General features: G+C 63.7%; 12 protein-coding genes. 7 read left to right on the top strand and 5 right to left on the bottom strand.

Annotated features, from left to right (window positions below):
* Positions 1 to 45 precede the first annotated feature (45 nt).
* From lspA to dnaE, 4 genes are all read left to right on the top strand, one after another.
* Positions 46 to 711, top strand: a complete 666-nt coding sequence (gene lspA / locus AOT87_RS06195; RefSeq protein WP_346425710.1) for a signal peptidase II — start codon at positions 46 to 48, stop codon at positions 709 to 711.
* Positions 708 to 1,625 carry an RluA family pseudouridine synthase gene (locus AOT87_RS06190; RefSeq protein ID WP_030093423.1) on the top strand — a complete coding sequence of 306 codons (918 nt, stop codon included), beginning with the start codon at positions 708 to 710 and terminating at the stop codon, positions 1,623 to 1,625. The genes lspA and AOT87_RS06190 overlap by 4 nt, the downstream gene beginning before the upstream one ends.
* Positions 1,622 to 2,536, top strand: coding sequence for an EamA family transporter RarD (rarD, locus tag AOT87_RS06185; RefSeq protein WP_057969069.1), 915 nt, complete (start codon positions 1,622 to 1,624; stop codon positions 2,534 to 2,536). Before AOT87_RS06190 ends, rarD begins: the two co-directional genes overlap by 4 nt.
* A gap of 387 nt (positions 2,537 to 2,923) precedes the next feature.
* Positions 2,924 to 6,481 carry a DNA polymerase III subunit alpha gene (dnaE, locus tag AOT87_RS06180; RefSeq protein ID WP_030093421.1) on the top strand — a complete coding sequence of 1,186 codons (3,558 nt, stop codon included), beginning with the start codon at positions 2,924 to 2,926 and terminating at the stop codon, positions 6,479 to 6,481.
* Here the strand turns inward: dnaE and AOT87_RS06175 are convergent.
* A complete protein-coding gene (locus AOT87_RS06175; protein WP_030093420.1) occupies positions 6,478 to 6,855 on the bottom strand; it encodes a metalloregulator ArsR/SmtB family transcription factor in 378 nt (125 codons plus the stop codon). The genes dnaE and AOT87_RS06175 overlap by 4 nt on opposite strands.
* A gap of 171 nt (positions 6,856 to 7,026) precedes the next feature.
* On the opposite strand from AOT87_RS06175, the gene AOT87_RS06170 reads away from it, so the two are divergent.
* Positions 7,027 to 7,443 carry a DUF5313 domain-containing protein gene (locus tag AOT87_RS06170; RefSeq protein ID WP_030093419.1) on the top strand — a complete coding sequence of 139 codons (417 nt, stop codon included), beginning with the start codon at positions 7,027 to 7,029 and terminating at the stop codon, positions 7,441 to 7,443.
* A gap of 7 nt (positions 7,444 to 7,450) precedes the next feature.
* Here AOT87_RS06170 and AOT87_RS06165 read toward each other — a convergent pair whose 3' ends face one another.
* The 3 genes from AOT87_RS06165 to AOT87_RS06155 are packed head-to-tail and all read right to left on the bottom strand — an operon-like array spanning position 7,451 to position 9,264.
* Entirely contained in the window at positions 7,451 to 8,266 is an 816-nt protein-coding gene (locus AOT87_RS06165) for a DUF6498-containing protein (RefSeq protein ID WP_256364547.1), read from the bottom strand.
* Between the two features lie 5 nt (positions 8,267 to 8,271).
* Complete coding sequence (locus AOT87_RS06160) at positions 8,272 to 9,030, bottom strand: hypothetical protein (RefSeq protein ID WP_030093417.1); 759 nt, start codon at positions 9,028 to 9,030, stop codon at positions 8,272 to 8,274.
* 33 nt (positions 9,031 to 9,063) lie between these two features.
* Positions 9,064 to 9,264: a hypothetical protein gene (locus tag AOT87_RS06155; RefSeq protein WP_030093416.1), complete on the bottom strand. Its 201-nt coding sequence runs from the start codon at positions 9,262 to 9,264 to the stop codon at positions 9,064 to 9,066.
* A gap of 158 nt (positions 9,265 to 9,422) precedes the next feature.
* Between AOT87_RS06155 and AOT87_RS06150 the strand changes: the two genes are divergently transcribed.
* Together AOT87_RS06150 and ilvA are read left to right on the top strand one after the other, a co-directional pair.
* Complete coding sequence (locus AOT87_RS06150) at positions 9,423 to 9,860, top strand: nitroreductase family deazaflavin-dependent oxidoreductase (protein WP_030093415.1); 438 nt, start codon at positions 9,423 to 9,425, stop codon at positions 9,858 to 9,860.
* A complete protein-coding gene (gene ilvA / locus AOT87_RS06145; protein WP_030093414.1) occupies positions 9,857 to 11,116 on the top strand; it encodes a threonine ammonia-lyase IlvA in 1,260 nt (419 codons plus the stop codon). Before AOT87_RS06150 ends, ilvA begins: the two co-directional genes overlap by 4 nt.
* A 6-nt stretch (positions 11,117 to 11,122) precedes the next feature.
* Here the strand turns inward: ilvA and glgX are convergent, their stop codons facing one another.
* Entirely contained in the window at positions 11,123 to 13,264 is a 2,142-nt protein-coding gene (gene glgX, locus AOT87_RS06140; RefSeq protein WP_057965883.1) for a glycogen debranching protein GlgX, read from the bottom strand.
* Between the last annotated feature and the right edge of the window lie 22 nt (positions 13,265 to 13,286).

The following is a 13,286-nucleotide window of genomic DNA, read 5'->3' as shown; positions in this document are numbered from 1 at the left end:
TCATCGCAGACACGCTGCGCAAAGCGCCTCACCGAGTAAGGGATGATGGGTGGCGTGAGTGACGAGCCCGAGACCGCCCCGAAGCCCAAGCGGCGGATAAAAATGCTGCTCATCGTGGCGGCGGTGGTACTCGCGGTGGATGTCGTCAGCAAGGTTCTCGCCGTCAAACTGCTGCAGCCCGGTAAGCCGGTACCCATCATCGGCGACACCGTCAGCTGGACGCTGGTGCGTAACTCGGGCGCCGCGTTCTCCTTCGCCACCGGATACACCTGGGTGCTGACCCTCATCGCCATCTCGGTTGTGGTGGGAATCCTGCTCATCGGCCGCCGGTTGGTCTCCACGTGGTGGGCGATCGGTTTGGGCATGATCCTCGGCGGTGCGCTGGGCAATCTCGTCGACAGGTTCTTTCGGGGACCCGGGCCGCTGCGCGGTCACGTGGTCGACTTCCTCTCGGTGGGGTGGTGGCCGGTCTTCAATGTGGCCGATCCGGCGGTGGTAGGTGGGGCGATCCTGCTGGTGGCGCTGTCACTGTTCGGCTACGACTACGACTCCGACGAGCGCTCGACGCGAGGAGCATCGAGCACAGACGAGCGCTCGACGCGAGGAGCATCGAGCACAGACGAGCGCTCGACGCGAGGAGCATCGAGCACAGACGAGCGATCGACGCCGGACGACGCCGACGCGCAGGCTTCCCAGATCAAGCCGACATGACCTCGCGTTCCCTGCCGGTGCCCGACGGCCTGTCCGGCATGCGGGTCGACGCCGGGCTGGCGCGCCTGCTCGGGCTGTCGCGTACGGCCGCGGCAACTCTCGCCGAAGAGGGCGCGGTGCTTCTCGATGGGGTTGCGGTCACCAAGTCCGAGAAACTCACCGCGGGCACCTGGCTAGAGGTCACCCTCCCCGAACCCAAGGCCCCGCCGGAGAATCGGGTCGAGGCCATCGAGGGCATGAAGATTCTCTACGCCGATGACGATCTGGTCGCCGTCGACAAACCAGCGGGCGTCGCGGCCCATGCCTCAGTCGGGTGGAGCGGTCCCACCGTGCTCGGCGGGCTCGCCGCCGCCGGGTTCCGGATGACTACCTCCGGTGTGCCGGAACGCAAGGGAATCGTGCACCGCCTGGACGTCGGAACCTCGGGCGTCATGGTTGTCGCGTTGTCGGAGAAGGCTTACACCGAGCTCAAACGCGCCTTCAAGTACCGGCGCGTCGAGAAGCGCTATCACGCTCTCGTGCAAGGACATCCGGACCCGTCCAGCGGCACCATCGATGCCCCCATCGGGCGGCACCGGGGACACGACTGGAAGTTCGCCGTGGTCGAGGACGGGCGTCATTCGATCACCCACTATGACACCCTTGAGGCGTTCGTGGCGGCCAGCCTGTTGGACGTACATCTGGAAACCGGTCGCACCCACCAGATCCGGGTGCATTTCTCGGCCATCAAACATCCCTGCTGCGGTGATCTGACCTATGGCGCGGATCCGACGCTGGCGGCCAAGCTCGGGCTGGAACGGCAATGGCTGCACGCCAAGTCGCTGGCCTTCACACATCCGGGCGATGGTCGCTGGATGGAAATCACCAGCGAGTATCCGGACGATCTGGCGCACGCGCTCGACGTCCTGCGATGAGTGGGATCGTCACCGCTCCCGAAGAGAATCGTCTGAAGTCCGGATACCTGTTCGGTGCGGCCGCCTATTTCATGTGGGGATTGTTTCCTGCGTTCTTCCCTCTGCTGAAGCCGGCCAGTGCGCTGGAGATCCTGGCGCACCGGATGATCTGGACGCTGCTGCTGATGGTGATCGTCGTCGCCGTTTCCGGGCGATTGCGCGATCTCATCGCGATGGGGCCGCGCAACTGGTTCCTCCTCGCAGGTGCCTCGGCTCTCATCGCCCTCAACTGGGGTGTCTACATCTATGCCGTCAACTCGGGGCATGTCCTGGACGCCGCGCTCGGATACTTCGTCAACCCGTTGGTGACGGTGTTGTTGGGTGTGCTGATCTTCCGGGAGCCGCTCAGCCGATGGCAGTTGCTGGCCCTGGTACTGGCAGTCACGGCAGTCATCGTGCTCACGATCAACTACGGGCAGCTGCCGGTCATCACCTTGGTCCTGGCCGTCTCGTTCGCCGGGTACGGAGCCATCAAGAAGACGGTGACTGTCGATCCGCGGGTGAGCCTGACGGCCGAGGGAATCGTCGCGGCACCGTTCGCGCTGGCCTATGTGGTGTTTCTCGGTCTCGCCGGGCAGCAGCACTTCCTTGGCTATACCCACGGTCACACCGCGCTGATCGTGTTCAGCGGCGTGGTGACGGCGCTGCCGCTGCTGATGTTCGGAATTGCGGCACAACGCATTCCACTGGTTACCCTTGGGTTGCTGCAGTACCTGACACCATCGCTGCAGATGCTCTGGGGTGTGCTGGTCAAGCATGAGGCGATGCCCCCGGAGCGGTGGGCCGGCTTTGCGCTGATCTGGGCGGCGCTGGTCGTCTTCACGGTCGACGCGGTGCTCAGTGCGCGCCGGGTGCGGCCCGCTACGACCTGACACACAGTTACCGTCGCCGGCGCGCCGTTGCGCGGCGCCGACGCCGGACACAGCGGATCGCACGCGATTCCCGCCGACTGGGTGCGCTGGGACTCGTCTCGAACCCGTGGTTGACGCCGTTGCGTGACGCGGCGCTGCGGGCCACCCGGGGTATGTCCCTACGGCAGAGGGATCGGGTGCTGCAATGGCAGCCGCCACCCGTGCGAGGATTCGTCGGGAAAACGGGCCCTGATCGTTGCTGACGAGGCTTTTGTGACCGCTGTGATTCGGGTAGCTGGATGAGCGGGGCGACACACCCCCGACACGCCCGGGACTGTCGGACCCTCGCCATAAACTGACCCCTCTAGCGATTGACGCCCCCATCGTGGGTCGGTACGAAAGGCACGTGTGAGCTCCTCGAATTCTTCGTTCGTGCACCTGCACAACCACACCGAGTACTCGATGCTCGATGGTGCCGCGAAGATCAAGCCGATGCTTGCCGAGGTTGAGCGCCTCGGCATGACGGCGGTCGGCATGACCGACCACGGCAACATGTACGGCGCCAGCGAGTTCTACAACGTCGCCAGCGCGACCGGGGTCAAGCCCATCATCGGCATCGAGGCCTACATCGCGCCGGCCTCTCGGTTCGACACCAAGCGTGTCTTCTGGGGCGATCCGGGGCAGAAGTCCGATGACGTGTCCGGTTCGGGTTCCTACACCCACATGACGATGGTCGCCGAGAACGCGACAGGACTGCGCAACCTGTTCAAGTTGTCCTCACTGGCCTCATTCGAGGGCCAGCTGGGTAAATGGGCGCGCATGGACGCCGAGCTCATCGCCGAGCACGCCAGCGGCATCATCGCCACCACCGGATGTCCTTCCGGTGAAGTGCAGACCCGGCTCCGTCTCGGTCAGGAGGCCGAGGCACTCGAAGCCGCCGCCAAATGGCAGCAGATCTTCGGCAAGGAGAACTTCTTCCTGGAGCTGATGGACCACGGGCTGTCCATCGAACGCCGGGTGCGCGAGGGACTGCTGGAGTTGGGCAAGAAGCTCGGCATACCTCCGCTGGCCACCAACGACTGCCACTACGTCACCAAGGACCACTCGCACAACCACGAAGCACTGCTGTGTGTGCAGACCGGCAAGACCATGTCGGACCCCACGCGCTTCAAGTTCGACGGTGACGGCTACTTCCTGAAGCCGGCGTCCGAGATGCGCGACCTCTGGGATGACGCCGTGCCCGGCGCGTGTGACAACACCCTGCTCATCGCCGAGCGGGTGCAGTCGTACGAAGACGTCTGGAGCTTCAAGGACCGCATGCCGGTGTTCCCGGTGCCTGAGGGTGAAGACCAGGACTCCTGGCTGCGCAAGGAGGTCGACCGTGGACTGGAGCGTCGCTTCGACGGCGTCCCCGGCGGGGTACCCGAGGAGTACTTCACCCGTGCGCACTATGAGCTGGACGTCATCAAGCAGAAGGGTTTCCCCGCATACTTCCTGGTCGTCGGGGACTTGGTCACCCATGCCAAGGAAGTCGGAATCAGGGTGGGCCCGGGCCGTGGATCGGCGGCCGGATCGCTCGTCGCCTACGCGCTCGGGATCACCAACATCGACCCCATCCCGCACGGGCTGCTGTTCGAGCGCTTCCTGAATCCGGAACGACCGTCGGCACCCGATATCGATATCGACTTCGATGACCGTCGCCGCGGTGAGATGGTTCGGTACGCCACGGATAAGTGGGGCAGCGACCGGGTCGCGCAGGTCATCACCTTCGGCACTATTAAGACCAAGGCGGCGCTGAAGGACTCGGCGCGTATCCACTACGGCCAGCCCGGATTCGCTATCGCCGACCGGATCACCAAGGCGCTGCCACCGCCCATCATGGCCAAGGACATTCCGCTTTCGGGTATCACCGACCCCGAACACGAGCGGTACAAAGAGGCCGCCGAGGTTCGCACCCTGATCGACACCGATCCCGATGTGCGGACCATCTATCAGACCGCCCGCGGTCTGGAAGGCCTGATCCGCAACGCCGGTGTGCACGCCTGTGCCGTCATCATGAGCTCGGAGCCACTCACCGACGCCATCCCGCTGTGGCGGCGCGCGCAGGACGGCGCCATCATCACCGGCTGGGACTATCCGTCGTGTGAGGCCATCGGCCTGCTGAAGATGGACTTTCTGGGGTTGCGCAACCTGACCGTCATCGGTGATGCGCTGGACAACATCAAGGCCAATAGGGGCATCGATCTGGACCTGGATCATCTGCCGCTGGAAGATCCGGCCACCTACGAATTGCTCTCCCGCGGTGACACTCTCGGCGTGTTCCAGCTCGACGGCGGGCCCATGCGGGATCTGCTGCGCCGCATGCAGCCCACCGGATTCAACGACATCGTGGCCGTGCTGGCGCTGTACCGCCCCGGCCCGATGGGCATGAACGCCCACAACGACTACGCCGACCGCAAGAACGGTCGCCAGCCGATCAAGCCGATTCACCCCGAGCTGGAGGAGCCCCTCAGGGACATCCTCTCGGAGACCTACGGTCTGATCGTCTACCAAGAGCAGATCATGTTCATCGCCCAGAAGGTCGCCTCGTACTCCATGGGTAAGGCCGATGCGCTCCGCAAGGCCATGGGCAAGAAGAAGCTTGAAGTGCTGGAAGCCGAATACAAGGGCTTCTACGAGGGCATGACCAACAACGGCTTCTCCGAGAAGGCCGTCAAGGCGCTGTGGGACACGATTCTTCCGTTCGCCGGATACGCGTTCAACAAGTCGCACGCGGCCGGCTACGGATTGGTGTCGTTCTGGACCGCCTACCTCAAAGCCAACTACCCCGGCGAGTACATGGCCGGGCTGCTCACCTCCGTGGGTGACGACAAGGACAAGGCGGCTGTTTACCTCGCCGATTGCCGTCGTCTCGGCATCACGGTGCTGCCGCCGGACGTCAACGAGTCGGTCCACAACTTCGCCTCGGTGGGGGAAGACATCCGATACGGGCTCGGCGGCGTGCGAAATGTCGGCGCCAATGTGGTCCAGTCCTTGATCGCCACCCGGGAATCAAAGGGCGCCTTCACCGATTTCTCGGACTATCTGCACAAGATCGACATCGCGGCCTGCAACAAGAAGGTCACGGAATCGCTGGTGAAGGCCGGGGCCTTCGACTCGCTGGGGCATTCCCGCAAGGGGCTTTTCCTCGTCCAATCCGATGCCGTCGACTCGGTGTTGGGCACCAAGAAAGCCGAAGCGATGGGGCAGTTCGATCTCTTCGGCGGTGCCGGGGACGACGACGCCGACGCATCCAGCGTGTTCGCCATCAAGGTGCCCGACGAGGAATGGGAAGAAAAGCATAAGCTCGCGCTCGAGCGAGAGATGCTGGGGCTGTACGTATCCGGGCACCCACTCAACGGGGTGGCGCACCTGCTGGGCCGTCAGACCGACACCCAGATTCCCACGATCCTCGAAGGCGACATCGCCAATGACACTCAGGTGCGGGTGGGCGGAATCCTCGCCTCGGTCAACCGTCGGGTCAACAAGAACGGAATGCCCTGGGCTTCTGCGCAACTCGAGGACCTAACCGGTGGCATCGAGGTGCTCTTCTTCCCGCAGGCCTATTCGGTGTACGGTGCCGAGATCGCCGATGACGCGGTCGTTCTGGTGAACGCGAAGGTGGCGATCCGCGATGACCGGATTTCACTGATTGCCAATGACCTTGTGGTGCCGGACTTCTCGCAGGCCTCCGACGATCGTCCGGTTGCAGTCACGCTGCCGACGCGGCAGTGCACCATCGACAAGGTGACCGCACTCAAGCAGGTGTTAGCGCGGCATCCCGGGACCAACCAGGTCCATCTGCGTTTGATCAGCGGAGAGCGTGTCACCACCCTCGAACTCGATCAGTCGCTTCGGGTGACGCCATCATCGGCTCTGATGGGTGACCTCAAGGCGCTACTCGGGCCGGGCTGCCTGGGCGGCTAAGTCTGCGCGTGTCGGGTCGCTGTGGCATCGGCGAGCTCGGGCACGACGGGATCGGCGGAGTCGAGCCATTCGGCTTGATCGGCCACCACACCGGTCAAGATTTTGCGTGCGGTCGCGAGTAACTCGGCGACGCGCGGTGAGGTCAGTGTGTACAGCACGGACAGTCCTTCGCGGCGGGCGGTCACCAGGCCGGCACGCCGTAATACGGCCAGCTGCTGCGACAGGTTGGCCGCCTCGATACCCACTTCGGGCAGCATTTCCGACACGGCTTGATCGCGCTCGCTGAGCAGCTCCAGCACCCGAATCCGCACCGGATGGCCCAATGTCTTGAAGAAGTCCGCCTTCATTCGGTACAGCGGTTGACGCGCATCCATATCCAGTCCACCTCACCACACAACAACTTGCAAAGATTAGCAACCCGGCAACACTGCAGGACAGGGGCCCGTCTATAGTTCCTGACGGCTCTCGTCGGGGCCTTACCTGTACTCAGCAGGGCTGTCTGCTGCTCACTCCGGCGAGAGCCGCATAAGACGCCAGGAGTGTGTATGACAACGGATCGGCCCACTGCGGGGCAGTACATCACCTACGCCTACGGAAAGCGCTTGCCGGACTCGATGCGGGATTGGGTGACCAACGATCTGTCCGGCCCCGGAGCGGTGCGGAGGCACATGATCCGGTACGTGATCCCGCCGCACTTCATCCTGGCGCCGTTCTGGCTCCTACCGGGTGGACTGCTCTTGCATGTGGCGATCACCCTGCCCATCTACGTCTGGGCGATCCTGATGACCCACGCTCTCAACAAGATCTGGCGCCGCTACCGGTTGGCCCAGCACGATCTGGACCCGAAACTCGCCGATATCGGTAACCGCGAAAAGCATGCGCGCAAGCACCAGACATATGCCCAGCGCTACGGCGCGCGCCCGGAGTCGACCGACACCTACTCCAGCAGCGACCCCATCTGAGAAGCGTTCAACGCCGCGTCCCTGTCCAGGGCTCTTCATTCTTCTTCCGCCGTGCCGCCTCTGCGTTCCGGTCCTTGGCCCATTGCTGCTCGAAGGTCAGTCCGGGCCGTGCGCTGGGGATCCGGTTCATCGCCCGGCTGAGCCAGCGCGGCGGGGTGGCCGGCTCCCATTGCGGGAACGTGACACTGAGCGAATACATGGTCTTCAGAACGACGAACACGCCGAACAGCGCCGAGGGTGCGTCGGTAACCGCGACCGCGAACATCCCGAAAATCAAGGTGAGGTGCACGACGGCAACGCGCATGAAGCCACGGCTTGCCATCACCTCCAGCTGCCAGAAAGACCAGCGGCGCAGTGATGGAAGGTCGATCAAAAAGTCGACGGCCAGCGCGACAAGAACCTGCAGGCATCCGAATCCGACAGTGTGCCAATCGATGCCAATCAGTGCGGCCTTGCCGTTGTGGGTGAGTAGCAACACGATGACAGCCAGGAAGAACCCGTGCGCCGCCGAAAAGATAAGAGTCGTGAAGAGGAATCCCTTGATGAAGGAAGTTCGGGAGTAGCGCTGATCCGGTCCCGGTGCCTCGTACCGGAAGTGCCCGTGGCGCGGACTCCACCGCTTGTGAAGAAGTGCCCGGAGTGCGACGAACAGGGACGCCACCACGGTCTCGAACCAGTAGACCGCCAGCGTCGTGCCGGCGGTCCACCCGCCCACGAACCAGCCGGTGAGGGGAATCGCGTTCACCGCGAGCATCGTGGCCAGGTGCAGAATCCGGTTGAGAGTCCCGGGGACCTCCGATGTCGTGGCCGAGCCCTGCGGGATCACCGCTAGCCCAGAATGTTCACGGCGCGGGCCAGCACCAGCGCCACTGTGGACAGCGCGACCATCGACTGCAAGGTCATCAGCATCTTCGCCCAGCGCGACAAGGGCATGGTGTCGGTGGGGGAGAACGCGACGACGTTGGTGAAGCTCACGTAGAGGTAGTCAGGGAACTTCGGGCGCCAATCTGGCGGAGCGAGTTCGGGATTGGCCATCTGCGGAAACATGAAATCCGGGTGCGGCCGTTCGGTGGTGTGGCGCGCGAACGGTCCACCGCGGTCGAACTCCCAGTACCACATGCCGAACACGATGATGTTGGTGATGAAGATGGCCAGGCCACTGCCCAGGAGTACCCGCGGATTGTCACCCATCTGCCCGGTGACGATCTTGTAATCCAGCAGCGCCGCCGAGATGGTGTTGTCGGCGGTGATCGCAGCGATCAGCACATATGTCGCCCAACGCCCGAGAGTTGTTGAACGCGTGAACTTTATCGGGTTCAGGATCACCAGGACTACGAGGAGCGCGGACTCAAGGGCCGGGAGCGGCCAGCGCGGCGTCAGATTGAACTGTGCGGGGATGGCCAGCTGAAGGCCGATCGCCGCCACAAGAGCGATAAGAACCGGTATTCGGCTTTCCGGAGCGCCGGGGCGCAACCAGGAAGGGAGATGTTTCTCGGCGGCCAGTACGTCATCGGTCACCTCGTGGGCCAGCCGCTCCATGCGGTGCTCACCGGGATGCCCGGCGGCCGATTGGCTTGGTGAAGACATGGGGATGTATTACACCCCGTTGGATGGTTCTGCTCAGTGAATGAACGAGCCGGTCAGCCAGACCATGCTGGCCACAGCGGCGGCCGAGAGCACCGCGGTCGACAGCGATGCCACCAGCAAGAGCGCCACCACGAACACCGCCGTGCCGACTCCCAATGCCAGCAGCTTGTAGGCGGGCACGGCGGCGACGTCAATCGGCCGCACTCCATGTGCTGCGCGCTCGAACGTCGTCATGAATGAAGGATATGCCTAATCGGGAAGTTCGGTCAACCGAACACTCGCATCGTGGGCTCTAAAAATAAAGTCGCGGGGTGTCCGATGCGGGCAGGGCTCCCGGGTGTTCGGCATTATCGGCGTGATTCCCCGATGCCTGGGGCGATACAGTTGGCGGCATGCCATTAACCGGTGAATACGAACCCAGTGGACTCGATTGGTCGCAGAAGCAGGTGGCCAAGATCATCGAGAGTGGGACCACCGACGGCATCACCATTGCGGACATGCCGGTGATCCTGCTGACGACACTGGGCGCGAAGTCCGGCAAGCTGCGCAAGATCGCCCTGATGCGAGTGGAGCACAACGGCGAGTACGCCATCGTGGCCTCGCTGGGCGGTGCACCCAAGAACCCCGTCTGGTACTACAACGTCAAAGAGAACCCGCTCGTCGAGCTGCAGGACGGCAGCATCACCAAGGACTACCAGTCACGCGAGGTGGTCGGCGACGAGAAGGCACAGTGGTGGGATCGCGCCGTCGAGGCCTACCCGCCGTACGCGGAATACCAAACCAAGACCGACCGTCAGATCCCGGTTTTCGTGCTGACACCTGTCTCTTGAGCACGGCTCAGGCCGTCACCGCCAGTGATATCGACGCGGCGGCCAAGCGCATCGACGAGGTGGTGCACCCGACTCCCGTCCAGCACGCCGATCGCCTGTCGGCGCTCACCGGGGCCAACGTCTATCTCAAGCGTGAAGATCTGCAATCGGTTCGCTCGTACAAACTGCGTGGTGCGTTCAACCTCTTGATGCAGCTCAGCGACGAGGAGAAGGCTGCGGGCGTCGTGTGCTCCAGCGCCGGAAACCACGCCCAGGGGTTTGCGTTGGCCTGCAATTCGATGGGTGTACACGGGCGCGTGTACATCCCTAGCAAGACTCCGAAGCAGAAGCGGCAACGGATCATCTATCACGGCAACGGGTTCGTTGAGCTCATCGCTGTCGGGCACGGCTATGACGAGGCGGCCGCGGCGGCCAAGGCCGACGCCGAACGCACTGGGGCCACCCTTGTCCCGGCGTTCGACGATCCGCGGACCATTGCCGGGCAGGGCACCATTGCCGCCGAGATCCTCGACCAGCTCGATGTCCGGCCGGACGTTGTGGTGGTTCCGGTCGGTGGCGGCGGGTGCATCTCCGGGATCGTCACGTACCTGCGGGAACGGGCTCCTCAGGTGCGGGTCGTCGGTGTCGAGCCGGCCGGTGCGGCGTGTATGGCGGCCGCGATGCGGGCCGGTGGCCCGGTTCCACTCGATCATGTCGATCCGTTCGTCGACGGCTGCGCAGTACAGGTGGCCGGCGCGGTTCCGTACCGGCTGCTGGCTGCGGCCGGAGAGACATTGACATTGATGACTGTCGACGAAGGTGCCGCTTGCACGGCCATGCTCGAGCTGTACCAGAACGAAGGCATCATCGCCGAGCCTGCCGGCGCCCTGTCGGTCGCCGCGCTGTCAGAACTGGATCTGGCCCCCGGTGAGACGGTAGTCTGCCTAATTTCCGGTGGCAACAACGATGTTTCGCGGTACGGCGAGATCCTGGAGCGCTCATTGGTGCACCTGGGGCTCAAGCACTACTTCCTGGTCGACTTCCCGCAGGAGCCGGGGGCGTTGCGCCGATTCCTGGGCGACATACTCGGGCCCAACGACGACATCACGCTGTTCGAGTACGTCAAGCGGAACAACCGCGAGATGGGTGCCGCCCTGGTGGGCATCGAGCTCAGCAATGCCGAGGATCTCGCGGGCTTGCTGGACCGCATGTACGCGTCGGACCTTGATATCGAACGGCTGGAACCGGATTCGGCGGCATTCCGCTACCTGACGTAGCGCCGACTATCCGCTCTTGCGCAGCACGACCAGGGCGCGGTCCTGCACGCGCACGGCCTTGCCCGCGTCGACTATCGCCGAGCATTGTCCGTCGGGTTCGGCAGTGTCGAGGACGGCTGTCCACTGCGTCGCATAGTCGCCGTCGGGTGTCACGAAATCCAGCGGTTCGTCATAGGCGTTGAAACACAGCAGGAACGAGTCGCCCGACACGCGTTCGCCGCGGGCATTGGGTTCGGGGATCGCATCGCCGTTGAGGAAGACGGCCAGACTCTTGCCGAAACCGCTGTCCCAGTCGGCGGTGGTCATTTCCTCGCCCGCGGGTGTCAGCCACGCGATGTCGCGTACCTCCTCGCCCTCGCGGATCGGTCGTCCGGCGAAGAAGCGGCGGCGGCGGAACACCGGGTGCTGTTTACGCAGCGCGATCACCGTTCTGGCGAACTGCAGCAGGTCGGAATTTGTCTCAGCCAGCTCCCAGTCCATCCAGGACAGTGTCGAATCCTGGCAGTACACGTTGTTATTGCCCTGCTGGGTGCGCCCGATCTCGTCGCCGTGCGAGAGCATCGGCGTGCCCTGACTCAGCACCAGGGTCGCGAAAATGTTGCGCATCTGGCGGGCACGCAGCGCCAGAATCTCCGGATCATCGGTGGGACCTTCCACACCGCAGTTCCACGAGCGGTTGTGAGTTTCTCCGTCCCGGTTGTCCTCACCATTGGCCTCATTGTGTTTCTCGTTGTACGAGACCAGGTCTCGGAGTGTGAAGCCGTCATGCGCGGTGACGAAGTTGATGCTCGCACTGGGGCGGCGCCCGGTCGCCTCGTAGAGATCTGAGGAGCCGGTGAGGCGCGAAGCGAATTCGCCGAGGGTGGCGGGCTCTCCGCGCCAATAATCGCGGACTGTGTCGCGGAACTTCCCGTTCCATTCGGTCCACAAGCCGGGGAAGTTGCCCACCTGGTATCCGCCCTCGCCGATATCCCAGGGTTCGGCGATCAGTTTGACCTGACTGACGATCGGGTCTTGCTGCACCAGGTCGAAAAAGGCGGACAGGCGATCGACGTCATGCAACTCGCGGGCCAGGGTGGAGGCCAGGTCGAACCGGAATCCGTCGACATGCATTTCGGTGACCCAGTAGCGCAGCGAGTCCATGATGAGCTGCAACGTGTGCGGGTGGCGAGCGTTGAGACTGTTTCCCGTTCCGGTGTAGTCGGTGTAGCGCGCGAGGTTGTCGTCGTTGAGTTTGTAGTAGGCGCGATTGTCGATGCCGCGGAAACTCAGGGTGGGGCCGATGTGATCGCCCTCGGCCGTGTGGTTGTAGACGACGTCGAGGATGACCTCGATACCCGCCTCGTGCAGAGCGCGAACCATTGCCTTGAATTCGGCGACGGCGCCGCCCGCGTGCGGCGATGACGCGTACCCCGCATGCGGAGCCAGGAATCCGAAGGTGTTGTACCCCCAATAGTTTCGCAACCCGAGGGCAATCAGCCGGCTGTCTTGGAAGAACTGGTGCACGGGCATCAGTTCGATGGCGGTGACACCGAGGGAACGCAGGTGCTCGATGACGACCGGATGCGCCAGACCGGCGTAGGTGCCCCGAAGTTCCTCGGGAATTCCGGGATGGGTCTGAGTCATGCCTTTGACATGCGCCTCGTAGATCACCGTCTCGTGGTACGGAGTGCGTGGGCCACGATCCGAACCCCAGTCGAAGTAGGGGTTGATGACCACAGAGGTCATGGTGTGGCCCAGCGAGTCGCGTGCGACGAGTGTCTCGGTGTCCAGTGGATCAGTCTGGTACGAGAGCAGCGGCGGATCCGCCTCGGGGGTGTAGCCGAACTCGCCGTGAAAGGCCTTGCCGTACGGGTCGAGGAGCAGCTTGTTGGGGTCGCAGCGGTGCCCCGCCTCAGGCTCCCAGGGACCGTGTACCCGGAATCCGTAACGCTGGCCGGGGGAGACGGTTGGCAGGTAGCAGTGCCACACGTACCCATCGACCTCATCGAGTGGCACTCGGGTTTCCGTGCCGTCCTTGGCGATCAGGCACAGTTCGACGGCCGTCGCGACCTCGGAGAACAACGAGAAGTTGGTGCCGGCTCCGTCATAGGTGGCGCCCAGCGGATACGGGTTGCCCGGCCATACCTGAAGTGGTGGCAGGGTCATAGTGATAGACCCTATCGGTCTA

It is taken from the genome of Mycobacteroides sp. H003 (genome assembly GCF_001440135.1).
Lineage (GTDB): Bacteria > Actinomycetota > Actinomycetes > Mycobacteriales > Mycobacteriaceae > Mycobacterium > Mycobacterium gwanakae.
This window is presented reverse-complemented; position numbering and strand designations above follow the sequence as displayed.

Coding starts and splice junctions, on each gene's coding strand:
- AOT87_RS06170 (WP_030093419.1), top strand. CDS start 7,027: ATGACAACGGATCGGCCCACTGCGGGGCAGTACATCACCTACGCCTAC.
- lspA (WP_346425710.1), top strand. CDS start 46: ATGGGTGGCGTGAGTGACGAGCCCGAGACCGCCCCGAAGCCCAAGCGG.
- rarD (WP_057969069.1), top strand. CDS start 1,622: ATGAGTGGGATCGTCACCGCTCCCGAAGAGAATCGTCTGAAGTCCGGA.
- AOT87_RS06190 (WP_030093423.1), top strand. CDS start 708: ATGACCTCGCGTTCCCTGCCGGTGCCCGACGGCCTGTCCGGCATGCGG.
- AOT87_RS06160 (WP_030093417.1), bottom strand. CDS start 9,030: ATGTCTTCACCAAGCCAATCGGCCGCCGGGCATCCCGGTGAGCACCGC.
- AOT87_RS06150 (WP_030093415.1), top strand. CDS start 9,423: ATGCCATTAACCGGTGAATACGAACCCAGTGGACTCGATTGGTCGCAG.
- AOT87_RS06175 (WP_030093420.1), bottom strand. CDS start 6,855: ATGGATGCGCGTCAACCGCTGTACCGAATGAAGGCGGACTTCTTCAAG.
- AOT87_RS06155 (WP_030093416.1), bottom strand. CDS start 9,264: ATGACGACGTTCGAGCGCGCAGCACATGGAGTGCGGCCGATTGACGTC.
- glgX (WP_057965883.1), bottom strand. CDS start 13,264: ATGACCCTGCCACCACTTCAGGTATGGCCGGGCAACCCGTATCCGCTG.